Source organism: Streptomyces sp. CB02414 (assembly GCF_001905385.1).
Lineage (GTDB): Bacteria > Actinomycetota > Actinomycetes > Streptomycetales > Streptomycetaceae > Streptomyces.
In genome coordinates this window covers 227,270-251,212 of the sequence record NZ_LIPF01000006.1, presented here as the reverse complement: position 1 = coordinate 251,212, position 23,943 = coordinate 227,270, and the positions used below count along the sequence as shown (strand labels likewise).

Annotated in this window: 22 protein-coding genes and 1 tRNA gene; 10 read left to right on the top strand and 13 right to left on the bottom strand. The window is 72.4% G+C overall.

Going from position 1 to position 23,943, the window contains the following annotated elements; translation table 11 throughout:
- Positions 1 to 128 precede the first annotated feature (128 nt).
- Positions 129 to 2,687, bottom strand: a complete 2,559-nt coding sequence (locus tag AMK11_RS20980; protein WP_079187580.1) for a D-alanyl-D-alanine carboxypeptidase — start codon at positions 2,685 to 2,687, stop codon at positions 129 to 131.
- 189 nt (positions 2,688 to 2,876) lie between these two features.
- On the opposite strand from AMK11_RS20980, the gene AMK11_RS20975 reads away from it, so the two are divergent.
- The 3 genes from AMK11_RS20975 to AMK11_RS20965 all read left to right on the top strand — a co-directional run bounded on the left by AMK11_RS20975 (position 2,877) and on the right by AMK11_RS20965 (position 5,165).
- Positions 2,877 to 3,635, top strand: a complete 759-nt coding sequence (locus tag AMK11_RS20975; RefSeq protein ID WP_073729459.1) for a GOLPH3/VPS74 family protein — start codon at positions 2,877 to 2,879, stop codon at positions 3,633 to 3,635.
- Between the two features lie 304 nt (positions 3,636 to 3,939).
- Positions 3,940 to 4,797 carry a helix-turn-helix domain-containing protein gene (locus AMK11_RS20970; RefSeq protein WP_073729457.1) on the top strand — a complete coding sequence of 286 codons (858 nt, stop codon included), beginning with the start codon at positions 3,940 to 3,942 and terminating at the stop codon, positions 4,795 to 4,797.
- 176 nt (positions 4,798 to 4,973) lie between these two features.
- On the top strand, positions 4,974 to 5,165 hold the full coding sequence (locus tag AMK11_RS20965; RefSeq protein WP_073729455.1) for a DUF397 domain-containing protein: 192 nt from the start codon (positions 4,974 to 4,976) through the stop codon (positions 5,163 to 5,165).
- Between the two features lie 88 nt (positions 5,166 to 5,253).
- On the opposite strand, the gene AMK11_RS20960 is transcribed toward AMK11_RS20965, so the two are convergent.
- The 3 genes from AMK11_RS20960 to AMK11_RS20950 all read right to left on the bottom strand — a co-directional run bounded on the left by AMK11_RS20960 (position 5,254) and on the right by AMK11_RS20950 (position 7,734).
- Positions 5,254 to 6,114, bottom strand: coding sequence for a MerR family transcriptional regulator (locus AMK11_RS20960; RefSeq protein WP_241847025.1), 861 nt, complete (start codon positions 6,112 to 6,114; stop codon positions 5,254 to 5,256).
- A gap of 90 nt (positions 6,115 to 6,204) precedes the next feature.
- Positions 6,205 to 6,726: a glutathione peroxidase gene (locus tag AMK11_RS20955; RefSeq protein ID WP_073729451.1), complete on the bottom strand. Its 522-nt coding sequence runs from the start codon at positions 6,724 to 6,726 to the stop codon at positions 6,205 to 6,207.
- A gap of 9 nt (positions 6,727 to 6,735) precedes the next feature.
- Positions 6,736 to 7,734, bottom strand: a complete 999-nt coding sequence (locus AMK11_RS20950) for an ArsR/SmtB family transcription factor (protein ID WP_073729449.1) — start codon at positions 7,732 to 7,734, stop codon at positions 6,736 to 6,738.
- Between the two features lie 84 nt (positions 7,735 to 7,818).
- Between AMK11_RS20950 and AMK11_RS20945 the strand changes: the two genes are divergently transcribed.
- Both AMK11_RS20945 and AMK11_RS20940 read left to right on the top strand, forming a co-directional pair.
- Positions 7,819 to 9,036, top strand: a complete 1,218-nt coding sequence (locus AMK11_RS20945) for an MFS transporter (RefSeq protein ID WP_073729447.1) — start codon at positions 7,819 to 7,821, stop codon at positions 9,034 to 9,036.
- 153 nt (positions 9,037 to 9,189) lie between these two features.
- Positions 9,190 to 10,302, top strand: coding sequence for a PP2C family protein-serine/threonine phosphatase (locus tag AMK11_RS20940; RefSeq protein ID WP_073729445.1), 1,113 nt, complete (start codon positions 9,190 to 9,192; stop codon positions 10,300 to 10,302).
- Positions 10,303 to 10,330: 28 nt separating this feature from the next.
- Here the strand turns inward: AMK11_RS20940 and AMK11_RS20935 are convergent, their stop codons facing one another.
- Genes AMK11_RS20935 through AMK11_RS20925 form a run of 3 tightly spaced genes read right to left on the bottom strand, consistent with a single transcriptional unit; the run spans position 10,331 to position 12,620 of the window.
- Complete coding sequence (locus AMK11_RS20935) at positions 10,331 to 11,014, bottom strand: DUF5701 family protein (protein WP_073729443.1); 684 nt, start codon at positions 11,012 to 11,014, stop codon at positions 10,331 to 10,333.
- Entirely contained in the window at positions 11,011 to 11,730 is a 720-nt protein-coding gene (locus AMK11_RS20930; RefSeq protein WP_073729441.1) for a CatB-related O-acetyltransferase, read from the bottom strand. Before AMK11_RS20930 ends, AMK11_RS20935 begins: the two co-directional genes overlap by 4 nt.
- Positions 11,727 to 12,620 (bottom strand): Vgb family protein, encoded by an 894-nt coding sequence (locus tag AMK11_RS20925; RefSeq protein WP_073729439.1) that lies wholly within the window; start codon positions 12,618 to 12,620, stop codon positions 11,727 to 11,729. The genes AMK11_RS20930 and AMK11_RS20925 overlap by 4 nt, the downstream gene beginning before the upstream one ends.
- 68 nt (positions 12,621 to 12,688) lie before the next feature.
- Here AMK11_RS20925 and AMK11_RS20920 point away from each other — a divergent pair, with 68 nt between their 5' ends.
- Together AMK11_RS20920 and AMK11_RS20915 are read left to right on the top strand one after the other, a co-directional pair.
- Positions 12,689 to 13,393, top strand: coding sequence for a TetR/AcrR family transcriptional regulator (locus tag AMK11_RS20920; RefSeq protein ID WP_073729437.1), 705 nt, complete (start codon positions 12,689 to 12,691; stop codon positions 13,391 to 13,393).
- A gap of 9 nt (positions 13,394 to 13,402) precedes the next feature.
- Complete coding sequence (locus AMK11_RS20915; protein WP_241847035.1) at positions 13,403 to 15,052, top strand: MFS transporter; 1,650 nt, start codon at positions 13,403 to 13,405, stop codon at positions 15,050 to 15,052.
- Here AMK11_RS20915 and AMK11_RS20910 read toward each other — a convergent pair.
- Positions 15,049 to 15,948: a LysR family transcriptional regulator gene (locus tag AMK11_RS20910; RefSeq protein ID WP_073729805.1), complete on the bottom strand. Its 900-nt coding sequence runs from the start codon at positions 15,946 to 15,948 to the stop codon at positions 15,049 to 15,051. The genes AMK11_RS20915 and AMK11_RS20910 overlap by 4 nt on opposite strands.
- Before the next feature lie 80 nt (positions 15,949 to 16,028).
- On the opposite strand from AMK11_RS20910, the gene AMK11_RS20905 reads away from it, so the two are divergent.
- Together AMK11_RS20905 and AMK11_RS20900 are read left to right on the top strand one after the other, a co-directional pair.
- Positions 16,029 to 17,102, top strand: coding sequence for an EamA family transporter (locus AMK11_RS20905; RefSeq protein ID WP_079187578.1), 1,074 nt, complete (start codon positions 16,029 to 16,031; stop codon positions 17,100 to 17,102).
- Positions 16,993 to 17,670 (top strand): NAD(P)-dependent oxidoreductase, encoded by a 678-nt coding sequence (locus AMK11_RS20900; protein WP_073729435.1) that lies wholly within the window; start codon positions 16,993 to 16,995, stop codon positions 17,668 to 17,670. The genes AMK11_RS20905 and AMK11_RS20900 overlap by 110 nt, the downstream gene beginning before the upstream one ends.
- A gap of 213 nt (positions 17,671 to 17,883) precedes the next feature.
- Here AMK11_RS20900 and AMK11_RS20895 read toward each other — a convergent pair whose 3' ends face one another.
- Together AMK11_RS20895 and AMK11_RS37835 are read right to left on the bottom strand one after the other, a co-directional pair.
- Positions 17,884 to 18,984, bottom strand: a complete 1,101-nt coding sequence (locus tag AMK11_RS20895; RefSeq protein ID WP_073729433.1) for a Gfo/Idh/MocA family protein — start codon at positions 18,982 to 18,984, stop codon at positions 17,884 to 17,886.
- A gap of 401 nt (positions 18,985 to 19,385) precedes the next feature.
- Positions 19,386 to 19,655, bottom strand: coding sequence for a hypothetical protein (locus tag AMK11_RS37835; RefSeq protein ID WP_143194587.1), 270 nt, complete (start codon positions 19,653 to 19,655; stop codon positions 19,386 to 19,388).
- Between the two features lie 662 nt (positions 19,656 to 20,317).
- Here AMK11_RS37835 and AMK11_RS20890 point away from each other — a divergent pair.
- Entirely contained in the window at positions 20,318 to 20,779 is a 462-nt protein-coding gene (locus AMK11_RS20890; protein WP_079187577.1) for a hypothetical protein, read from the top strand.
- A gap of 57 nt (positions 20,780 to 20,836) precedes the next feature.
- On the opposite strand, the gene AMK11_RS20885 is transcribed toward AMK11_RS20890, so the two are convergent.
- From AMK11_RS20885 to AMK11_RS20875, 3 genes are all read right to left on the bottom strand, one after another.
- Positions 20,837 to 20,912, bottom strand: a tRNA-Arg gene (locus tag AMK11_RS20885).
- A gap of 49 nt (positions 20,913 to 20,961) precedes the next feature.
- Positions 20,962 to 22,575: an IclR family transcriptional regulator domain-containing protein gene (locus tag AMK11_RS20880; protein WP_073729432.1), complete on the bottom strand. Its 1,614-nt coding sequence runs from the start codon at positions 22,573 to 22,575 to the stop codon at positions 20,962 to 20,964.
- A 67-nt stretch (positions 22,576 to 22,642) separates the two neighbouring features.
- Entirely contained in the window at positions 22,643 to 23,941 is a 1,299-nt protein-coding gene (locus AMK11_RS20875; protein ID WP_073729803.1) for a M6 family metalloprotease domain-containing protein, read from the bottom strand.
- Between the last annotated feature and the right edge of the window lie 2 nt (positions 23,942 to 23,943).

Sequence of the window (23,943 nt, the reverse complement as noted above, 5' to 3'; positions counted from 1 at the left end):
ACCTGCCCCGTTTCGTGACGCTAGCACGCACGCCCGCACCGTCGCTTGTTCCCCTGTGGAAAGCGAACGCCCCCGCGGCCGGGCGGCCGCGGGGGCGTCACATCGGTACGGCCCCGGTGGGCGGGCCGTCAGCCCAGCCGGGTCAGCTTGTCCGTGAAGGAGGGCTCCACGAGATCCTTCTGGAGGGCGACGGGAACCTTCACCGCACCCGCCGCGCCGCCGTCGCCCACGGTCAGGGTGCCGACCTTCGTGCCGGCGGCGGCCGTGTGCGGCACCTCGTCCGCCTCGAACGTCAGCTTCACGGTCAGGCCCGGCCAGCCGACGGCCTTGACGTCCTCGGTGGCGACGACCGGCGTCCGGCCGCCGAGACCGTCGTCGACGTAGCCGACGACGTCCCCCTTCTTCAGGATCGTCGACGACTCCAGGACGTCCTGCGCGGCCCGGATCAGCTTGTCGCTGGAGTCGAGCGCGGCGGCGAGGATGCCCTTGTCCGCGGTCGCCGGCTGGCGCACCACGGCCCCGACGATGGTCCGGGTCTCGCCGCCGACCTCCTTCTTCGCCGCGAAGACGAGGTTGCCGAGCGCGGAGGTGGTGGTGCCCGTCTTGATGCCGACGACGCCGTTGTGACCGACCAGCTGGTTCCAGTTGGAGTGGTTGACGCCCTTGTAGTCGTTGTACGACATCTTCTGGGCCACTTCGCGGAAGGCGACCGACTCCATCGCCGCCTTGGCCAGCTTCACCTGGTCCACGGCCGTGCTGACCGTCGTGTTGTTCAGGCCCGACGGATCGGTGTACGTGGTGTTGGTCATGCCGAGGTCCTTCGCGGCGGCGTTCATCTTCTCCACGAACGCCTTCTCCGACCCCGCGTCCCAGCGGGCGAGCAGCCGCGCCACGTTGTTCGCGGACGCGATGAGGATGGCGTCCAGCGCCTCGCGCTGGGAGATCTCGTCGCCCGCGTACACCTGCACGGTCGACTCGTCGCCGGCGTTCGACTGGTCCTCGGCCGCCTGGTCGATCTCGATCATCGGGCCGTCGGCGCCGCTCTTGAGCGGGTGGTCGCGCAGGATGACGTACGCCGTCATGACCTTGGCGACACTCGCGATCGGCACGGGCTTCTGCTCGCCGGACGAGCCGAAGGTGCCGATGCCCTGCACGTCCAGCGCCGCCTGCCCGCTGGACGGCCACGGGATCTCGGGCTTGCCGCCCTCGAACGCGAAGCTCTCCTGCGCCGTGAGGTCCAGCTCGGGCGCGGGCAGCGCGCGCATGGACTGCACCACGCCGAGGACGACCACCAGGAGCAGGACCAGCGGGGTCCAGATCTTGACCCGGCGCATCGTCGTGCGCAGCGGGGTCTCCGGTGGCGGCGGCGTGTTCGTCAGCTCCGCCAGCAGGTCCAGCGGCGGCTTCGGCGGCAGCGGCTGCTGCGTGGTCCGCTCGGGCCCGACGTGCGGTACGGCGGTGGTGGTTCCGGTGCGGGGGGCCTGCGGCGCCTTCTGCGGGGGCTTGCGGGTCGCCGGGTCGTCCGACTGCCGGAGGGCCACGAACTTGCTGGTCCGCTCGGCGTCGCTCTCGGCGCTCCCGCCGGGCTTCTTCGGCGCGGCGGCGTCGCCGAGCTTCAGCATGGTCGTCGGCTGGTCGACCTCGCGCGCGGAGGGCCGCAGCGCCTTGAAAACGGCGGTGGGCTGATCCCCACCGGCCGCCTTGCCGGCGTCGGCACCGGTGTCCGCGTCCGCATCCGCGTCCGAGGGCGTCTTGCCGTCGTGGGGCGCGTCAGGGCTGCCGCCAGGCTCCCCGTCGGCATCCGAGTCGGTGCGCTCGCCTGCGGGCGTCTCGCCGTCGGCGTCCGAGTCGGCGCGCTCGTCCGTGCGGCTCTCCGCGTCCCGCGACGCCTCCGCGCTCCCGCCGGCGGGGCGGTCCGAGTCGCCCTCAGGGGCCGGCTCGTCGTCCGCCGTGGCACCGTGGCCGGCCGCGGGCTTCGCCCCGTCCCGCGGCACCTCGGAGTCCGCGTCGACGTCCGCGACCGCGCCACCGGACTCGTCCGGTGCCTCGTCAGCGTCCGTGGCGGCGGTGTCCCGCCCGCCTGCGGGGGTCTTGGCGTCGTCCTCCTGCCCGGCGGTGGCGAGCGCGCCGGTGTCCCGGGGGGCGTCCGCAGCCGTACCGGCCTCGTCCGGGGCCTCGTCGGCGTCCGTGGCCGTCTCGGCGTCCGGCCTGACGCCCCCTGCGGCCCCCGCGCCCGGCGTGTCCTCGGCGTCGCTCTCCGCGTCGCCCTCCGTGTCCTCGTGCCGTGCGTTCGCGGCGGCCCGTTCCTCGGCGGTCGCCACCCACGCCGCGACGGCGTCCCGCAGCCGTCCGTCGCTCGCGGCGGCGGGTCCCGCGGGCTCGTCCTCGGCCGCGGTGGAGGACCCGGCGCTCCCCGCGTCGGCGTCGGCTTCCGCGTCGTCGTCCCGCGTGTCGCGGACCGACAGCACCCGGGTGGCCGTGTCGACCCCGCCGCGAGACTTCCCGGTCCCGGCGGACGCCGAAGGCTTCGCGTCCTCCCGCGCCACCGACAGCCGCGGATCACGCGTCTCGCTCGCCCCGGTCCTGGCTTCGGGAACCGGACCCGCGCTCCCCGACGTCGGTTCTTCCGACGACTCGTGCTGCTTCGACCTGTCGGGGGACTCGCCCGCCACCGATGCCTCCTCCATGCGCCGCACGCCTCGTGTGCGCTACCGAACCCGTACCGGAACCATGTACCAGTGTCCTGTGTACGGGTGGAACCCACGCGGTAGACGAGAACGACATACCTACTGGTTCCACTACGAAGCGGTCACGCACCCTCGACAGACCAATGTGAGAGGGGTCACCCTGTCTGTCATCCACGCGGGGAGGCATGGATGGGCAGGAGCCGCAGAACACTTCCGGAGGAGCTTCTGCTGCTGGCGTTGGACCCGACCACGGGTACCACCGCGCAGCCGCAGTCGCTCGACCTCGGTCTGGCCGGAGCGCAGCTGGTGGAGCTGGCGCTGGCCGGACGTATAGCCCCAGACGGGGATCGTATCGCCGTGGTGGCCCCACGGCCGACAGGAGATCCAACACTGGACTGCGCGTTGGAGTTGCTGCGAAGGCGCGGCGCTCCCGTACGGGCGGTCAACTGGATTGGCGGGCCCCGCCTGGGGCTGCGCCAGACCTACCTCTCGCATCTGGAGCGATGCGGCATGGTGCATGCCGTGGAGGGCCAGATGTGCGGGGTGCTGCCGACGACTCGCTACCAGGCGACGGACACGGCGATCAGCAGGGAGATCAAGGCCCGGCTGGACTCGGCGATCCGCACCGGCGTACCGCCGGACCCGCGGACCGCGGCGCTCGCCGCGCTGGCCCACGCGGTCGGTCTCGGCAAGCACCTCTACCCGGGCAACGAAGGGCGTTCGTCACGGTCCCGGCTGCGGGACCTCATCAGGCACGACCCCATGGGCGGCCTGGTGGCGCACGCGGTGATGGACGTCCAGAACGGCGCGGCGGCCCAGCCACGCCGCAGCCCGGCACCGGCCGGCCGCCAGGCCGCGGGACCGGGCGCCAGGACGGCCCCGGAACCCGCCCGCGGTGTTCCGGCGCAACCACGCCACGGATCCATGGCCCGCGCGGCGGCCCACTGAGCCGCACGAGCCCCACCGCATCACCGCACCGCCGCACCACCAGTCCCCGAGCCCGGTCACGGGAGCCGCAGGTCCGCGCGGGGCGGTGGGACCGACCGCACGTCCGCACAGCCGGGCTGCGGAAAGGTTCCGCCGCCCCGCGCGGCCATGTCACAGCCATGTGTGCGGGTGGCGCCCCGAACTGGCGTGTACGCGGCGCATATCGACCGTTTCCCAGCGCTGGAAAGCACCTTGGTGGCAGTCTGCTCAGCAGCAGATACGCAAAGTGGCAGGTATGAGTCACGCAGCCGGAGGTGCACGTCCCGTGGCGTCCAATGTCAATCCCACCGTCAGGCGGCGCCGGCTGGGCCAGGAGCTGCGCCGGCTCCGTGAGCTCAAGGGCATGACGGCCGAGGAGGTGGCGGAGCGGCTGCTGGTCTCGCAGTCGAAGATCAGCCGCCTGGAGAACGGCCGGCGCAGCATCAGCCAGCGCGACGTCCGCGACCTGTGCGGGGTGTACGAGGTCGAGGACCAGCGGATGGTCGACTCGCTGATGGAGATGGCGAAGGACTCTCGCCAGCAGGGCTGGTGGCACGCCTTCGGCGACATCCCGTACAGCGTCTACATCGGCCTGGAGACCGACGCCGAGTCGCTGCGGACCTACGAACCCCAGATCATCACCGGTCTGCTCCAGACCCGGTCCTACGCCGAGGCGCTGATCCAGGGCGCCCTGCCCGAGACGCCGGTCGCCGACGTGGAGAAACGCGTCCAGGTCCGGATACGGCGTCAGGAACGCGTCACGGCGGAGACCAACCCGCTGCGGCTGTGGGTGGTTCTCGACGAGGCCTGCCTGCGCCGGGTGGTGGGCAACAGGCAGGTGATGCGCGAGCAGCTGGAGCACGTCGCCGAGATGTCGCAGCTGCCGCACATCACCGTGCAGGTGCTGCCGTTCGACGTCGGGGGACATCCCGGCATCAACGGGCAGTACTCGATCCTGGAGTTCGCCGACACCGCCGACTCCAGCGTCGTCTACATCGAGGGCGTCACCAGCGACCTGTACCTGGAGAAGGCCCCGGACGTGCAGAAGTACACGGTGATGTACGAGCACTTGCGGGCGCAGGCCCTCAACGTGGACGAGTCGCGGCGGCGCATCGAGGACGTGGCGAAGGAGTACGCCCGCTGACGCGGTGGCGGATGTTACAGCCCTGGTGCGCGGTACAGGAAGAGTCGCCTGGAATATGCCACCCGGTCGGGTGAATGGCTGCTCCGTACGGCGAGGTCAGCGAGTAGCGTCGATCACGCCAAAGATCAAGCGTCATTGGCGTGAACCACACTCAGCGACTCACCATCGGAGCAGACATGGCAATTCTCCAGGGCGCCCAGGAATCGTGGATCAAGTCCTCCTACTCCGGGGGCAACGGCGCGTGCGTCGAGGTCAAGTCGCCGGTCGTGGCGGCACTCGCCGTCCGTGACTCCAAGGTCGCCGGGGGGCCGACGCTGGCCTTCCCCGCCGACGCGTGGAACGCCTTCGTGACCTCGGTCAAGAAGTAACGGCTCCACGCGCCACCCGGCAGCACCGCCGACGGAGCCCTCTCGACCAGTTCGCCGACCTTGCCGAGAGGGCTCTGTTCAGTTCGCCTCAGCTCACGGGGAACGCGATGTCGCACACCGGGTCCCCGGGGCCCGCCGCCTCCCAGTCGGCGAAGTACACCTCACGGCACGGCCCCGCCGCCGTCAGCCCCTGGGCCGCGATCCACTCCTCCACCGCCGCGAACGCGGCCAGGATCTGCGGATAAGCCACCTGCGCCTTGGTGATCCGGGTGAAGGCCAGCCGCTGGGCCGGCACCACCCGCACCCGCGTCTGCCAGGCCCGCCCCCGCTCCTCGCACCACGCCCGCGCCGCCGCCTCGTCGGCGACCGGCACGCACGACTCGGCCGGACCGTCGCTCTCCTCCGTCACCTCGGAGTGGTACACGACGAACGGCGCCGCCGTCACGCCCCCGCAGCCCCGCGCCGCCTCCTCCAGCCGCTCCAGCGACGCGCCGATCCAGGCCGGCAGCTCGTCCGCCAGCGTGTGCCGGGTCTCGCTGATCACCACCTGCCCGGGCACGTCCACCGTCTCGACCACGAACTTCCCGTTCATCCCGGAACTCCTTCCCGAAAGGCGTCCACGGAGGTAGCCGGCGAGCGTCCGCTGCCCGGCCACCCGGGCCTCGACCCCGGACCAGTAGGCGTCGAGCAGTTCGGCGCCGCCCGGCCCGTCCGCGCGCACCACCTCCGCGACCTGCGCCAGCGGCATGTCCAGCCGGCGCAGCAGGGCCACGAGCCGGGCGCGTTCGGTCTGGCCGGGGCGGTAGTAGCGGTAGCCGGTGGCCTCGTCCACGTGGTCGGGCACCAGCAGGCCCATACGGTCGTACAGCCGCAGGGCCTTGGCCGACAGCCGGGCCCGCGCGGCGAACGCCCCGATGGTCAGCAGACCGTCGTCGTGTGCGTCGTCCACGCCGTCATCCTCCGTCACCGGGCGGTCCGTTCCGCCCGGCGACGGAGACGCTCGGGCCTGCCCCAGGGGCAAGGTCAACCGGTCCGGCGCTCAGCCCGCCAGCCGCTCCTCCACGGCCGCCACGACCTCGGCCGCCTCCGGCTCCGTCTGCGGCGCGAACCGGGCGGCGACCTTGCCGTCCCGCCCTATCAGGAACTTCTCGAAGTTCCAGCGGATGTCCCCGCTGTGCCCCTCGCCGTCCGCGAAGCCCGTCAGCCGGTCGTACAGCGGATGCCGGCCCTCCCCGTTGACCTCCACCTTCTCCGTCATCGGGAAGGTGACGCCGTACGTCGCCGAACAGAACTCGGCGATCTCGTCGGCGCTGCCCGGCTCCTGGCCCATGAACTGGTTGCACGGCACGCCGAGCACGGTGAACCCCTGCTCCGCGTACCGCTCGTGCAGCCGCTCCAGGCCCGAGTACTGCGGGGTGAGCCCGCACTTGGAGGCCACGTTGACCACCAGTACCACCCGGCCCGCGTACTGGGAGAGGTCCGCGGACCCACCCTGGAGGGCACCGATCTCGACGTCGAGGGGAAGGCTGTCGTTGTCACGCGCGTTCTGTGAGGTCGTCATGGGCGGATGCTAGCCCCGCGACATGTCCCGTGCCCCGCCCGCCCGCGGCCCGCTCGACTCGACGAGCACGTCCCCGGCCGCCGTCCGCGAGTACAGCACCGACCGTCCCGCCCGCCGCCGCTCCACCAGCCCCGCGTCCAGCAGCACCCGCAGGTGCCGCCCGACCGAACCGAGCCCCTGCCCGGTCAGGCCGACCAGCTGGCTGGTGCTCACCGGCGAGCCGAGCAGCGTCAGGACGGCCGCGCGGGCCGGTCCGAGCAGCGCGCCGAGCGCGGCCGGCACCTGCCGGGCACCGTCGTCCGCGAGGGCACCCGCGCACGGGTAGACCACCGCGTACCGCTCCGGTTCCTCCCACGCCACCCACCCGTGCCGCTGCGGAGTGACCGGTACGAGGACCAGCTCGGCGCCGGCCAGGTCGCGGGGCGGGTAGGGGTTCAGGTTGATCTGGAGCCGGCTGCCGCCCAGCCAGCGGGTGCCGGGCCGCAGGGCGTCCAGCGCCGCAGCCCAGCCTCCCCGGCTCACCTGCGCGGTCCGCGCGACCACGTCGGCCTCCAGGACCCGGCGGCGCCGGTCCCAGTACGGCCGTACCGCCTCGGCCCAGACGTCCTGAAGCAGCGCGCCGGCCCGCTCGGGCAGGTCGTCGCGGTCCAGGGCGGCGGGCAGCGGGCCCCCGAGGGAGACGGCCAGGTCGGCGCGGGCCCGCTCGGGGCGGGTCGCCCGGACGCGGGCGAGACCCTCCTCGAAACTCTCGCCCTCGGCCGGGGTGGGGGTGAGGAAGTCGGCGATCCACTCCCGGCCGACGCCCGAGCGGACCAGCAGCGCGGCCACCGGGTCCTCGGCCAGCCGGCGCCGGTGCGCGGGCAGGTGGGTGTCGAGCCAGGCCCGTTCACCGGGGTGCGCCGCCACACCGGCGTGCAGCAGCTTCAGGCACGCGAAGGTCTCGGCGAGCGGTGAGACGACGAAACGGCTGCGGGCGAGCGTGTCGGCGTTGACCTGCCACCAGCCCACACGGCCCCCGTTCCGTTCCCCGCGATGTTTCGCCTCCACGCGAAACGTTAACGGTCTTCCACCGCCCCGCCCGAGACTCCCCGCATGCCGGACACACCCCGCAAGAGCTACACGGACCTCTTCCGAACCCCCGAGTTCAGCCCTCTTTTCCTCTCCTCCTCCGCCAACGTCGCCGCCCAGACGGTGAGCGGTCTGGCGCTCGGCACGCTCGTGTTCCGGGCGACCGGCTCGCCGCTGCTGTCCGCGCTCAGCATGTTCGGCCCCGCGCTCGCCCAGGTGCTGGGCGCCACCTTGTTCCTCTCCGGCGCGGACCGGCTTCCCCCGCGGGCGACGCTGGCGGGCCTCTCGCTGGCCTTCGCCGCGGCCACCGCCGTCCTCGCGCTGCCCGGCCTGCCGGTCTGGGCGATGCTCGCCGTCGTCCTCGTCGAGGGCCTGATCGCCTCCCTCGGCGGCGGGGTCCGCTGGGGCCTGCTGAACGAGATCCTCACCAAGGACGGGTACCTGGCGGGACGCTCGCTCTTCAACATGATGAACGGCGTCACGCAGATCGCCGGCTACGCGGCCGGCGGAGTCCTGGTGACCGTGCTGTCACCGCGCCTGTGCCTGCTGCTCGCGGCCGGCCTCTACGCGGCGGCGGCCGCGCTCGCGCTCCTGCTGACCCGCCGCCCGCCCCGCGCCGCAGGCCGCCCCTCCGTGGCCGCCACCTGGCGCGCCAACGCCCGCCTGTGGTCCGCCCGCCCCCGCCGCCACGTCTACCTGGCCCTGTGGATCCCCAACGGCCTCGTCGTCGGCTGCGAGTCCCTGTACGTCTCCTACGACCCTCGCGCCGCGGGCACACTGTTCGCCTGCGCCGCGCTGGGCATGCTGGCCGGGGACGTGACCGTCGGCCGCCTGCTGCCGCCCCGGCTGCGCCCGCGCCTAGGCATCCCCCTGCTGGTACTGCTGGCCGCCCCGTACCTCGCCCTCTTCCTGCGCCCGCCGCTGCCGGTGACGGCCGTACTGGTGGCCCTGGCCTCCGTCGGCTTCGGCGCGAGCCTGGTGCAGCAGGAGCGCCTGGTCGTCCTCACCCCGGACGAGCTGACCGGCCACGCCCTCGGCCTGCACTCCGCCGGGATGCTCACGGCGCAGGGCCTCGCCGCGTCCCTGGCGGGCACGGTGGCCCAGTTCACCTCCCCGGCGACGGCGATGACGGCGATGGCGCTCACCTCCCTCGCGGTGACCCTCACCCTCACGGTGGTGAGCCGCCGGGACGCGGGGGCGGACGGGGGGCTGCTGCCGAGGCGGGTGGTGCGAGCGGCGTGACCACCGGGCCCGTCCGGCCGCTCGGCCTCGATTGGGTTAAGGACCGCCCGGTGCCTCCTGCGCGAACAGGCCCTTGCATAGGCTAAGAGACTGGGGGGGGACGCCTGAGAACAGGAGAGGGCGGCTCTTGAGCGCTGCGACACCGGAGTAGTCATGACCGCGAAGAAGTCGCCGTCCAGTTCCACGGTGCTGGCCTGGATGCCCGTGGCGGCCATGACCGTGGTCGCCGTCGTCGACCTCACGGCCGGCCCGGACGTGGGGCTGCTGCCGCTGGTGTCGCTGGGACCGGCGTTCGCCGGGCTGGTCGGCGGCTGGCGGCGCACGGCGGTGATCGGGCTGGCCGCGCTGCTGCTCTGTGTGGGCCTCGGCCTCTACAACGGGCTCTTCGACCAGCCTCGCGGCTACACCGCCATGGTGTCGGTGGCCGGCGTCACCGGCGTCGGCATCGCGGCGGCCGTGGCGCGTTCGCGCCGGGAGGCGGAGCTGGCCAGCGTCCGGTCGATCGCGGAGGCGGCGCAGCGGGTGCTGCTGCGCCCGGTGCCGCTGACCGCGGGCCCGCTGCACGCGGCCGTCTCGTACACCTCGGCGGTCGCCGAGGCCCGTATCGGGGGCGACCTGTACGAGGTGGTGGCCTCGCCGCACGGCGTCCGGGTGATCGTGGGCGACGTGCAGGGCAAGGGCCTGGCGGCGGTGGAGACGGCGGCGCGGGTCCTCGGCGCCTTCCGGGAGGCGGCGTACGACGAGAAGGACCTGGTCAAGCTCGGCGAGCGGCTGGAGCGCAGCGTCGCCCGTGAGCTGGAGGACGAGAAGTTCGTGACCGCGATCCTCGCCGAGATCGGCCACGACCACCAGGTCGTCCTCCTCAACTACGGCCACCCGGCCCCGATGGTCGTCCACCCCGACGGCACCGCCGACTTCCCGGAGCCGCCCGCCTACGCCCTCCCGCTGGGCCTGTCCGCCCACGGCGGTCCCGGCCCCGAACCCTTCCCGGTGCCCTTCGTCCCCGGCGACCAGCTCCTCCTCTACACCGACGGCGTCACGGAGGCCCGGGACGAGGCGGGCGGCTTCTATCCGCTCGCCGAGCGCGCCCACCTCCTCAAGGACCCCGACGTCCACCGCGCGCTGGACGCCCTGCGCGAGGACCTGGTCCGGCACGCGGCCGGACCGCACCACGACGACGCCGCGATGCTGCTGCTGCGCTACCAGGGCCCCGCCGGCGCCGGACCGGCCGCCGCCGTCGCGACCGCCGCCGATCCGGCCGGCTGAACGGACCGGCGGCTCTCGGGCCGGCGGGTCAGGCGTGGCGGGCGCCCGCGGACGCCATGCCCAGCCAGGTGTGCGGGTTTCCGGCCCAGCACCAGCCGAGCTTCGGGGCCTTCTGGCTGATCCAGATCGCCGGGACCCGCCGGTCGCCGGACCGGGACCCGCCGAGCGAGAAGCACTTGTTCTTCACCAGGACCTGCGGGGCGTGCGTCATCAGCGCGATGCCCTCCTCGATGGTGAGCAGGGTGCGGCCCCGTCCGGCGATGGTGGCCATCGCGTCGTTCGGTACGGCCCCGCAGAACTCCTCCCCGCGTTCCACGTCGAACAGCAGGTGGACGCCGTCCGGGCCGGGCGGCGCGGCCTCCTCGGTGGCGACGAACCGTTCCAGGGAGCCCGGCTCGAAGCTGTGGTCGACGAAGCCGGGCAGTTTGCCGCCGTGCAGGGTGGTCAGCGGCATGGTCCGTTCGACCGGTACGAGGGCGCGGGTGACGACGAGCACGAACGGCACCCGGCCGTCGGCGGCCGGATCGTACGCGGCGCCCGCCGCACCGCCCGCCCGCTCCACGGCCGCGGCACGCAGCGGCGCCACCAGCTCGGCGAACTGCTCGGGGGTGCGGCCGGCGAGCGCCGGGTAGTCGAGCGAGTCCAGCGTCCGGACCTGCCGGTCGAACTCGGCCCCGGCGTCGTAGGCGATGAAGCTCTTCTGGTCGGTCAAGCGAGGTCCTCCTCCGTCTTCTCCGTCTTCTCCGTCTTCGTCGTCTCCGTCGCGGCGGTGCTCGCGATGGATTCGATGTCGGCGGGGCTGCCGGACATGATCGTGCGGACGTGGCGGGTGACCAGCTCGACGGGCCAGTCCCGCCACGCGGCCCGCTGGAGGCGGGCGATGTCGTCGGCGTCGTACCGGGTGCGGATGGGCCGCGCCGGATTGCCGCCGACGATCGTGTACGGCGCGACGTCCCCCGTGACCACCGCGCCGGCGGCGACGATCGCCCCGTCGCCGATGCGTACGCCGGGCATGACGGTGGCGCCGTAGCCGAACCAGACGTCGTTGCCGACGACCGTGTCGCCGCGGCTGGGCATGCCGGTGACCAGGTCGAGCGTGGCCTCCGCCCAGGCGCCGCCGAACATGGTGAACGGAAAGGTGGAGACGCCCATGGTCGGGTGCTCGGCCCCGGCCATCAGGAACCGGGTGCCGGAGGCGATCGCGCAGTACTTGCCGATGACCAGCTTCTCCGGCCCGTACGCGTAGAGCACGTTGCGGGTCTCGAAGGCGGTGGCGTCGTCGGGGTCGTCGAAGTAGGTGAAGTCCCCGACCTGGATGCGTTCGTCGGTGACGAGCGGCTTGAGCAGGACGACCCTCGGATGCTGGGCGAGCGGGTGCAGGACACCGGGGTCCGGGGCGGCCTTGCCGCCGGCTTCGGGGGTGGTCATACGGTGACCTCGATCCTGGCCAGGGAGCCGGTTTCCAGGGCGCACCACAGGGCGCCGTCGTGCGGGGCGATGCCGTGCGGTTCGCAGTCGGGGCGGGACAGCGCGTACGAGGTGACGTGACCGTCGACGGTGATCCGCCCGACCCGGCCGCTGCCCCACTCGGTGAACCACATCGCCCCGTCGGGCCCGGCGGCGACGGCGTGCGGCCGGCACGCCGGGTCGGGCAGCGGGTACTCGGTGATCTCACCGCCCACGGTGATCCGGCCGATCCGCCCGGCCCCGATCTCCGTGAACCACAGCGCGCCGTCCGGCCCCGCCGCGATGCCGACCGGCGCGGCACCCTCGGTCGGCAGGGGGTGGACGGTGCCGGACCCGTCGGTGGTGATCCGCCCGATCGCGTTCTCCTGATTGAGGGTCATCCACAGTGCCCCGTCCGGGCCCGCCGTGATGGCGGACGGAAAGGCGCCGGGCGCCGGATACTCGGTGACCTCGCCGTCCATGGTGACGCGGCCGACCCGGTCGGCGGCGGACAGCGTGAACCACATCGCCCCGTCCGCCCCGGCCACGATCCCGAACGGCCCGCCCTCCGGCGTCACCGGCGCGAAGGAGGAACGGGAGCCGTCGGGCGCGATCCGCCCGATGCGGTGCGCCTGGTACTCGGTGAACCACACGGCCCCGTCCGGCCCCGCCGCGACGAGGGTCGGCCCGGCCCCGACCGGATGGACGGTGACGGTCCCGTCGCCCGGGTCGCGGCGGCCGACGGCGTCCTGGTGGACGAGGGTGAACCAGAGAGCACCGTCCGGCCCTTCGGCGAGGGCGTAGGGGCCGGCGTCCGGGCCGCTGACGGCTAACTCCTGTACGGATGCGGAGACTTCCCTGAAATCGTTCATCGGTAGTAACTTTAGATCGAGGCTATACAGGCAGTCAACATAAATTTACAACGAGGGTAGTTTTCCTGATGGATCCCATCGACCCGCCCCCACCGCCACCCCTCCCGACGTCCCTCGGGCTGCGCGAGACCAAGAAGCGCGAGACCCGGCAGCTCATCTCCGACCGGGCGACCGCGCTCTTCATCGAGCAGGGCTTCGAGCACACGACGATCGCCGAGATCGCCGACGCCGCCCGCGTAGCCAAGAAGACGGTGACGAACTACTTCCCGCGCAAGGAGGACCTGGCCCTCGACCACCAGGACGAGTTTGTCGCCACCCTGGCCGACGCCGTCACCGCGCGCGAGGGGAACGAGGCTCCGCTGGCCGCCCTGCGCCGCGCCTTCCTGGCCGCCGTGGCCGCCCAGGACCCCGTCGCGGGCTTCGCCGGCCCGGCCTTCACCCGCATGATCGCCGACAGTCCCACCCTCACGTCGTGCCTGCGCGGCCTGCACGACCGGCGGGAGGAGGCCCTGGCCGAGGCGCTGGCGGAAACGACCGCCGCCCGACCCGACGACATCACCCCCCGCACGGTCGCCGCCCTGCTCGGCGGAGTCCACCGCGTGCTGTTCACCCGCATCCAGGAACTGACCCTGGCGGGCCGCGCCGACCCGGAGATCGCGAAGGTGCTGGACGGCGAGGCGCGACGCGCCTTCGACCTCCTGGAACCGGCCTTGAGGGACTACGGCCGGAGGGCTCCGGGTGCGACGTCACCCGAACGGACGCACACTGACTGAGTGAGCGAAATGCGCACCATGCGGGGCGACTCGGGCCTCGGTGCGGGTCGCGCGGCCTCCCAGCCGCTGGCACTCGCGGCCATGATGTTCGCGGTGGCGATGACCTTCATCGACCAGACCATCGTGTCGATCGCGGCGCCCGACGTCGTCTCCGAACTCGGCCTCTCCGCCACGGGCATGCAGTGGGTGATCAACGCCTACCTGCTGGCCCTGGCCGCGTTCTTCGCCCTCGGCGGACGCCTGGCCGACCTGTGGGGCCCGCGCCGCGTGGTCGTCGCGGGCACCCTGATCTTCGTCATCTCCTCGGTGCTGTGCGGCTGCGTACCGGCCGGCGACTACGCCCTCAGCTGGCTGATCGCCTTCCGCGCCACCCAGGGCCTGGGCGCCGCCCTGCTCTTCCCGGCCGCACTCGCCGTGGTCGTGGCGGTGTTCCCCGTCGAGCGCCGCGGACGCGCCCTCGCCCTCTTCTTCGGCGTCACCGGCGCCCTCACCGCCGTAGGGCCCCTGCTCGGCGGCTGGCTGACGGCCTGGACCTGGCGGGCGATCTTCTGGGTCAACGTCCCCGTGGCGCTCATCGCGCTGATCCTCACGGCCCTGGCCCGCATCCCCGACCGCCGCCGCGACGAGACCCTGGACGTGCGGGGCGCGATGCTGATCGTCGCCGGCATGAGCCTGAGCGTCCTCGGCTTCCAGCAGGCGTCGGCGTGGGGCTGGGACAGCGCGGCGACCTGGGCCTGCATCGCAGGCGGCCTGGCCCTCCTCTACGCCTTCGTCCGCTACGAACTCCGCACCCCCGGCCACCCCCTGATCAACCTGTCGGTCTTCCGCGACCGCGGCTTCACCGCCGACACGCTCGTCCTCTTCTTCGCGATGCTGGCGTTCGTCCCGGTCTTCTTCTTCGCCTCGGTCTACGCCCAGGTCTCCCTGAGCGCCTCCCCCAACCAGGCCGCCCTCTACCTCCTCTACTTCTTCGCCGGCTTCGCGATCGCCTCCCAGTGGGGCGGCCGCATCCTGGACAAACGGGGCGCCCGACCGGCGATGAAGATCGGCTGCGCGCTGGGCGCCGTGGGCTTCGCCCTCTGGGCGGGCAAACTCACCGACCTCTCCATGCACGACCAGTGGCCCTACGCCGCACTGGCCGGCGCGGGCATCGGCTTCCTCCTGGCCCCGGCCTCGACGGACGCGGTCAACCGCGCGATCGACGCCTCCTACGGCGAGGTCACGGGCATCACCCAGACCGTCCGCAACTACGCGGCGAGCGTGGGCCTGGCCGTCTTCGGCACCGTCCTGACCCACACCATGACCGACCGGGTCACCGAGACCCTCAGCACCCGCGGCGTCCCCCCGGGCACGGACCACTCCGTCGCCCGCGACGTGTCCCAGGCGATCACCGGCAACGCGGACACCCGCACCCCCAGCGGCGACGGCCCCCTGGAGACCACGATGCGGGAGGCCATGCCCGCCATCCGCATGGACTTCGCCGAAGCCAACCAGTGGATCTTCTACGGCATGGCCATCGCCCTGGCCGTCGGCTACTTCTGCGCCCTGCGGCACCCGGGGGGCCGCGCGACCCCGCAGGACGGCACGGCATCGCAGGACGGCACGCCCCCGACGGAACGGCGGCCCCGGGACAGCGCCCGGTCCGAGAACGGCGACTAGGGCCCCGCCGGAGGCGCTCCCAGCCCGAGGACGTCGAGCACCGCTCGGGTGGCCGGGCTGGGGTTGAAGCGGCTCCACACCAGGTACTCGGTCCGGCGCGGTCCGTCGACCACCGGGACCAGTACCAGTTCCGGGTTGTCGGCGACCCGGCGGCGGATGAACGCCGACGGCAGCAGCGCGACGCCGAGCCCGCGCGCGATCAGCTGGGTGATGAGTTCCACGATGCCGGCCTCGTAGGCGACGTCGCGCGTCAGACCCGCGGCGGCGAACGCCTGGTCGGACTGGGCCCGGGCGGGCGTCCCGCTCACGAAGTCCACGAACGTCTCCTCGGCGATCTCCTGCAACGTGACCCGGGAAACGCCCGCCGCCCGGTGCCCGGTCGGCACCACCAGCACGTGTTCGTCGTGACCGAGCACAACGGTCTCCACACCGGAAGGCGGTTCGCTCTCCGGCACGCCGAGGAAGGCGATGTCCAGGTCGCCGGCCCGGACCGCCGCCGCCAGTTCATCGCTGCGCCCGGAGCGCAGGGCGACGCGGACCTCCGGATGCTGGGCGCGGTACCGCTGCAGCAGCTCGGGCACGTCGACGGCGGCCGTCGTCACGATCACTCCGACGGCGAGCCGGCCGCGTACCGTGCCGGTCGCGGCCGCGGCGTCGGCGGCCGCGCGGTCGGCGGCGGCCAGACACTCGCGCGCGGCTGCGACGAACGCCGTCCCCGCAGGCGTCAGTTCGACGCGCCTGCTGGACCGTGCGAACAGCCTGACCCCGAGTTCCCGCTCCAAGCCGGCGATCCGGTGACTCAGTGACGACTGCACCACGAAGCAGCGTTCCGCGGCGCGGGTGAAGTTGCGGGTTTCGGCGACGGCGACGACGTAACGCATCTGCTGGAGATCCACACAGTCATCGTTCTGGTTCATAGGTGTGATGACAAGCATGTGTTGGACTCATTGCAGGCCCGGTCCCGAGACTGCCTCACATGGACACCTCGACGGAGCGGGCCCTCGGCCCGCCGCGGATCCCGTACGCGCCACAGTTGGCGACCGTCGCACTGACCGCACTCGCTCCCGCGGCCTGGGGCACCACGTACGTGGTCACCACGGAACTGCTTCCGCCCGGGCATCCGCTGTTCGCCGGGATGCTCCGCGCACTGCCCGGCGGGCTGCTCGCGCTGGCGCTCACCCGAGTGCTTCCGCGCGGGGACTGGTGGTGGAAGGCCGCCGTCCTCGGCGCGCTCAACATCGGGGCCCTCTACCCCCTCCTGTTCGTCGCGGCCGAACGGCTCCCCGGCGGTGTCGCCGCCACTCTCGGCGCCGCCCAGCCGCTGATCGTCGCGGGGTTGGCCGCCGTGATCCTCCGCGTCCGGCCGACGGCCTGGCGACTGACCTGGGGCGTGCTCGGCGTGGCCGGCGTCGGACTCGTCGTGCTGGGACCGCAGGCCCGGCTGGACGTCGTCGGCGTCCTCGCCGGGCTCGGCGGTACGGCCTCCATGGCCGCCGGGATCGTCCTCACCAAGCGGTGGGGCCTTCCCGCGGGGGTCGGTCCGCTGTCCCTGACCGGTTGGCAGCTGGCGGCGGGCGGACTGCTGCTGCTTCCCCTCGCGGCCGCGTTCGAGGGGGCACCCCCGCACATCGACGCCGGAGCCGTCGGCGGATACCTGTGGCTCGGCAGCGTGGGCGGACTGGTCGCGTCCACGCTGTGGTTCCGCGGCATCGGAAGGCTGTCGGTCGGCGCGGCCGCACCGCTGGTGCTGCTGTCCCCGCTGGTCGCGACCGTCATCGGCGTCGCGCTGGGCGAGTCACTGAGCGCGTCGCAGACCTTCGGCTTCGTCCTCGCCCTGGCCGCGTTGCTCGCGGCGCAGCTCAATTCCCCGAAGCGCGGTCCGAGAAGCCCGGACGGCGTGACCACCACAAACGAGAAGGACGGACTCGATGAAGACAGGCATGACGATCGCCGTACTGGGAGCCACCGGGATGGTCGGCAGCCGGGTGATCAAGGAGGCCGGTACACGCGGACACCAGGTGCTCGCTCTGTCCCGGAAGCCCGCGAGTGAGGATCCGGGCGCTCCGAACGTGACGCCGGTCGCGGTCGACGCCACCGACCCGCACGCCGTGCGCGAGGCGCTCGCGGGCTCCGTCTCCCACGGCGCGGTGGACGCCGTCGTACTGACCGTGCGGACCGTACCGGTCGACGAGGAGTTCCTGGTCGGCACCACCCGCAGGGTGCTGGACATCGCCGCCCAGCTCCAGATCCGCGTCCTCGTGGTCGGCGGCGCGGGGGCGTTGCGCAGCCCCGACGCCCCCGGGCTGCTGGTCGCCGACAATCCGGCGTACGTACCCGCCGGCATCAGGGCCGTCGCCGCCGCCGGAATCGCGCAGCTGCGAACCTGCCAGTCCCACGCCGATGCCGACTGTGTCTACCTGAGCCCACCGGCCCTGCTGGAACCCGGCACACGGACCGGCCGCTACCGGCGCGGCACCGACACCCTGCTCGTCGGGGCCGACGGCCGGTCCTGGATCAGCGCCGAGGATCTGGCCGTCGCCGTGGTCGACGAACTCGAGACCCCTGGCCCCGACCCCCTCATCACGGTCGCCCACCACGGCGAACGCCCATCGGCGTGATCCGGGCAGGACGACAGCCGGCCCCGGACGAGGGCCCCGAGGACCACCACATCGCCTCCCTGCGGGAGAAGACCCAGGTCGGCGACGTAACGAGCGGTGTGCCCCCGGCAGGACCGCCCGAGCCTGCGACACCCGCTCAAGGGTGCTGTCGCGGTGCTGGTGCGACGGCCGGACGCAGACGCCGGCGTATCTTCCCGTCCGGTGTCGTTGATGTCAGCTACGGACGTCGGGGCCTCTTGCCTGTCCAGTGGTTCCTGGTGGGCCGGCCGTCACCACGGGTACCGGGACCGGACGGGAACCGAAGGCCAGTGACTCCGCACCGGCCACGCCGACCAGTGACGCGGCCACGGCGGGCCGTACCGGTACCAGCGGCGGCTCTCCATGTTCCATCGTGGCCCGGAAGGCGCACAGTACCCGTACGGTGCCCTCGGCCCCGCGGGCCACAGGTTGCCCGGCGAGGGCGATGGGCGGAGGGGTGCGTACTTCCTCGCGTGCGTGTCCCTCCGCGGCCGCCCAGCCCTCCGTTCTGACACGGACGGACCAGGACCGTTCGCCGGCGGTCCGGACGGACTCGGCCAGCGCCTGGCTGCCGCGTACGGAGATCCAGCTCCAGTGGCTGTCGGCCTCGCCCTGGAGGAACCCGTGCCGAGTGAGCGCCAGCGCCCCGGTGGACAGCCGTACCGCCATGACGACCGCGGCGCGCGGATCCGCCTCGTCCACGGGGAACGCCGACACCTCCACCGGCCAGGCGTCCGTGAGGGCCAGCACCGGCGAGAGGGTGTGTGTGCAGTACGCCGTAGGAGCGATGCGCCCGCGCCAGTGCGCCGGATCACCGATCAGGCCCGTGACCTCGGCCGGGGACATGCCGTGCAGGTAGTCCGCTTCGATCAGGCCGATCCGGCCCAGCTCCCCGGCCTCGATCGCCTGCCGGATGAGATGGACGTGCGGATGGCCCACGTAGTTCTCGGCGAAGGAGTAGGTCGCGGACGACCCGTCCGCCGCCGCGATGAGCCGCTCCCCTTCCGCGGCGTCCGCGCACGCGGCCGACTCGGACAGCACATGCACCCCACGGTCCAGGAACGCGATGGCCAACGGCGCGTGCTCGTCGAAGTCGTTGGCCAGCACGACCCCGTCGAGACGGTGCTCCAGCAGCTCCTCCCACCGCTCCACCAACACCGCACCGGGAAACCGCGCCCGCGCCACGGCACGGCGTTCGGGGTCGCGGTCACATGCCGCCACGATCTCCATGCCCACCTTGCGGCACCAGTCCGCCAGGTGAAGCCCCATCCTGAGCCCGACCACTCCCACTCGCATACGGACATCGTCTTCCGAACCACCCGTCCCTCACAGCCGGTTTCCCACCACGGAAAGGCAGCAGGCGGAGCGGCTGACCGAAGGGCACTCCCCGGACACCACGAAGGGCCAGCCTGGAAGGGGAACCCCCTGGGCTGGCCCCTTTCTCTGTCCCCCGGCAGGAGTCGAACCTGCGACACCCGCTTCAGGAGGCGCGACGGCCGGACAGAGGTGCTGGTGTACGCCTCCGTCCGGCGTCGTTGATGCCAGTTGTGGACGCCAGAAGCCTCCTCATCCGTGGCTCTACAGGGATCGGTCGCTGACCGTCACACCGCCTGCTTCACGACTTCGGGAGCCCGTTGGCGGACGGCTGTAGTTGCTGTGCGTTGTTCCGCTGCTGTACCGGGTGGCCGCCGTCCTGATCAGGGCTCCGTATCGGCTGCCAGGTGCGGCGACGGTCGCCCGTCCGCCTCGGCACGCAGGGACGGATCCAATGCCGAAGGCGCCTGCTGGGCAGCTTCGATCTCTGAGTAGAGACCGATCAGTGCACCTGAGCACGCAACCCACTCAGGGCTGACTCCGAGGAGGTAGAGAATGATCACCACAATGACGATCTTCAATCCATTGCGGTAACGCTCGAAACCTGGGTGTGGGCACCTCAGGTAGCGGGAATGGGACCGAACGAGGTTCACGTTCGTCTCCTTTGGTGTGCCGTGAATCCAGGGCCCCGTCTCACGGGCTTCCCGACCTGAGTGAGACGGGGCCTTCCTGTGGTTGCGGGGGACTCTTACCCACCATCCGCGAGAGATCCCCGTTTTGACGCGGGGCGCATGTCCGAAGCACGGAAGCACGCACTGGCGCAAAATGAAGGCCATTTCTGCCCTCACCAGGCTCGATACCTAAACATGTGAGGCGCGCATTGCTACAAGGGGAAGATCGTCGACACCTGTAAACGCGTACACCGTCATGGGGGGCGCACGACAGTCGAGATCCCCGACTCGTGGAGTCAAACCACAGGCCCGGGACCGGAAGCTGGGGCGTTTGGCCGGTGCACTGCGGCTTCTTAGGTCGAGTTAGCGGGCACGGATGTCCCCGCTGGCTCGAGCCCGACTCAACGGGCCGCTCAGTCCAGGAAGTAGGAGTGGGGATACCCCCCGCAGAAATGCACGGGTCAGCAGGCGGGCCATGGCTGTGCCGTGCCTGGAGGATCGGGAGCGCTGCTCGTGCCCGTTCCTCAGTCTCACGAATTGAGGCCATGATGTCGCGCTCCGCGCACCCAGTTCCTTCCGTCGACCGATCTCACGCCTCCGGCGCAGAGTGCCTGGTGTCGGGTTCCCAGGCGCCTCCTGGGCCGGTGCACGTCGCGTTCGCGTTATGGATCACGGCTGTTGCCGCCGGTGCCTTTGAGACGGTTCTGGCGGTGGGCAGATTGGCGGCCGAGGACTCGGGTTCCGCCGCCGAGATCGTTGGAGGGCTCGCAGTGCGGTTGCCCGTCTTCGCCGTGGCGCTCCTTCTCGCATTCAGGATGCGCCGTGGCCAGGGCTGGGCCCGGATCGTGCTGACGCTGGGCCTCGGTGTGGTGGGCATGGCGTCGATGGTGGTGGAACCGATCCGTGCCTTGGCCGAGGGCCGCACGCTCGGCACGGCACTGGCGGAGGCCGGAGCGCTGGACCTGGTCTTCGGGGCCAGCCGGGTGGTGCACGTGGTCGCCGTGCTCTCCGCCGTGGTGCTGATGTTCCTTCCGGCTGCCAACCGCTACTTCCTACTCCGCCGTGTCCACAGGACATCGGTTGCCGCTGGACAGCGCACCCGTTGATGTCGGACGTAGATGTCGAAAGGCCCCGGAACCATGATCGGTCCGGGGCCTTTCGACTGGTGCCCCCGGCAGGATTCGAACCTGCGACACCCGCTTTAGGAGAGCGGTGCTCTATCCCCTGAGCTACGAAGGCAAGGCATGGCGGCAAGGTGCAGTGCCGCCGTCGACAGTGTAGCGGTTGGTCAGGTGAGGGGGACCGGGCGGAAGCGGCCCGCCGTGCTCAGGTCGGCCTCGATGCGGGCGGCGGTTTCGCGGAGGGGCGGGAGGATGTCCGTCACGCAGGCCTCTGGTGTGCGGCGGGCGGCGTGCATCGCGACGTTGAGGGCGGCGACGACGTGGCCCTCGCGGTCGTGGACCGGGACGGCGAGGGAGCGCAGGCCGGCCTCCAGTTCCTCGTCGACCAGGGCGTAGCCGGCGGCCGGGGGCTCGGGGAGGAGGACGCGGCCGAGGGCGGTCGCGTGGGCGGGGAGGCGGGTGCCGATCGCGATGTGGGCGCTCAGGACGCGGCCGGTGGACGCCCGGGCCGTGTACTGGATCTCCTCGCCGGAGTCGGACAGGACGGCCAGCGCGATCGATTCGTGGACGCGGTCGGCGAGGGTGGTCAGGTGGGGCTGGGCGATCTGGGGAAGGGAGGTGCGGGAGAGGGGTGGGAAGCCGAGGGAGAGGACGCGGGGGGTGAGGGTGAAGGTGTGGTCGGCAGTGCGTCGCCGTACCAGGCCCGCGTGTTCGTGGGTGATCAGGGCCCGGCGGGCGGTGGCGCGGGACAGGCCCGTCGCCTTCGCGACCTCGGTGAGGGTGAGGGACGGGCGGTTCTCGTCGAAGGCCGTGAGGACGGTGAGGCCGCGGGCCAGGGATTCGACGAAGTCACGGCCGAGTTCCTGCTTCGACGCGCCCGTCCATGTGGCCAGGTCGGCCGGGGGTGGGGTGGGGCGCGGGGGCGGCGTGGTGCGCAGGGTGTGTTCCATCGAGCGGACCGCCTCGCGGAGGCGGGGGAGGAGGGTTGCGCGCAGGTCGTCGGCGGTGTGGCGGCTGGTGTGGCTGACGATGCTCGCCACGCAGGCCGGGGCGCCGGTGCGGGGGTCGCGTACGGGGACGGAGACGGCGACCAGGCCCGGTTCGATCAGCTGGTCGTCCAGGGACCAGCCGGCGGTTGCCGCCATGGCCGTACGGTGTGTGAAGTCCGAGTCGGGGGCGGGGTGTTCTGCCGGGGGGACGGCCGGGAAGGTGTGGTGGTGGGGGTCTGCTGCTCTGCGGGTGTGCCAGTGGTTCCAGTCGGCGTCCGTCCACTCCGTGGCGAACAGGGGCCCGGGGGCCGTGCGTTCGGCGGGCAGGAGGTCGCCGATGCGGAAGCTGAGGGACATCGCGCGGCGGCGGGTGGCCTGGTGGATGAAGCGGATGCCGTCCCCGTCGGCGACCGCCAGGGAGACCGACTCGTCCAGCTCGTCGGCGAGCGCGTCGGCGCGGGCGGAGAGCAGGGCGGGGAGGCGGAGGGCGGCCAGGTAGGCGTTGCCCAGTTCCGTCAGGCGGGGGGCGAGGGTCACGTCGCGGCCGTCGAGGCGGACGTAACTCATGCGGGCGAGGGTGGCCGTGACGCGGTCGACCGTGGAGCGGGCCAGGCCGGTGGCCTTCTCCAGGCCGCTGAGGCTGAGGGTGCCGTCGCGCGCCCCGGTGAGGTGGTGGAGTACGGCGATGCCGCGCAGGAGGGGGGTCACCGCCTCGGCGGGCGGGTCCGTGTCCGCGGTCGGTGCGGTGCCGGAGCCGTCCGGTGAGGTGTCGTGCGTGAGGTCGGCGGGCATCGGGTCTCCGGTACGGCGGTCGTGGCGGGCCCGCCTACCGTATGCCGCCGTAGGGCGGCGCCGGTCGTCAGCGCCGGGTGACGCGCACCTGGTGGTCGCCCTTCGAGTCCGCTCCCGAGACCGCGATCGTGACGCCGTGGCGCGGGTCCTTGAAGGTCTCGCCGGGGGTGAAGGCGGCGTCCGAGAGTTCGGCGTGGACGTTCGGGGCGCGGGTGCAGCCGCCGCTGTCCTGCCGGGAGTCGTAGACGGTCACCGGGCCCATGCCCGTGTCCACGTCCGCGTCGACCTTGTAGATCAGGATGCCTGGCCGGCAGACCACCTCGTCGTTGCCTGCGCGGGTGCGCAGTTCGACCGCGTACCCGGACTCCGAGTCCAGTGGCACGACCACCAGTTTGTCGCCGCCCTTGCGGGCCAGCGGGGTCAGTGTGTACTCCGTCGTCCCCGGTGCCGACGCGCAGTGCACCTGGGTGCGGTCGAGCCAGCCCAGCTTCCACTTGTGCCAGCCGAGGAGGTCGTTGTTGGCGCCCCAGTCCTCGCTCATGATGTCCCAGTGCCCGACGGCACCGCCGCCCTCCTGGGTGTAGAGGTCGGGGAGGCCGAAGACGTGGCCGTTCTCGTGAGGCAGGACGCGGTAGCCGGTCTCGTCGTAGGAGCCGGAGCCGTCGTCCTGGCGGGAGTAGACGAAGGAGGCGTTGGCGACGGGGACGCCGTCGGCGACCGGTGCCTCCGCGTTGCCGGCGAAGGTGACGGACAGGACCGTGTCCAGGGCGGACGGGCCCGCGTTCGGGGTGACCAGGACGTTCACGAGGTCGTACGCGCGGAAGTCGACCTTCGCGTCGGCCTCCGCCACCATGTCCTCGACCAGTTCCCGGTAGCCGGGCTCGAACGGGGCGCCGCGCTCTATGCCGTACTCGGCGAACGACTTCGGCATGCGCAGCCAGTCCCGGATCGGGGTCTCGGGGCGGTAGTCGAGGCGGCCGTAGGAACTGGTGCGGAACCATTCCTCGGTCTGCGGGAAGAACTCCGCGTAGCGGTCCATCGCCTTGCCCTCGCCGGGGGCGTCGGAGAAGTCGATCATCAGGTTGAGGGCCCGGACGGTGCCCGTGGAGCGGGCGTAGCCGGCGGAGGTGGGGACGCCCTCGGACATCTGGATCTCGGGACCACCGCTGATCATGCAGGGGCCGTGCGCGGAGGAGCGGGAGAGGGCTGCCGGGCCGGGGCCCGCCGCCGTGGTGCCGGGGGCGAGCCGGCCGGTGCCGGCCGAGGTGCTGACCGCGAAGGTCACGGCGGTGACGGTCGCGATCGCGGCGAGCCTGCGCGGGCGTATCCGGCGGCTCGGCGGCTGCGCCGGCGGCTGCGGCTGCATGC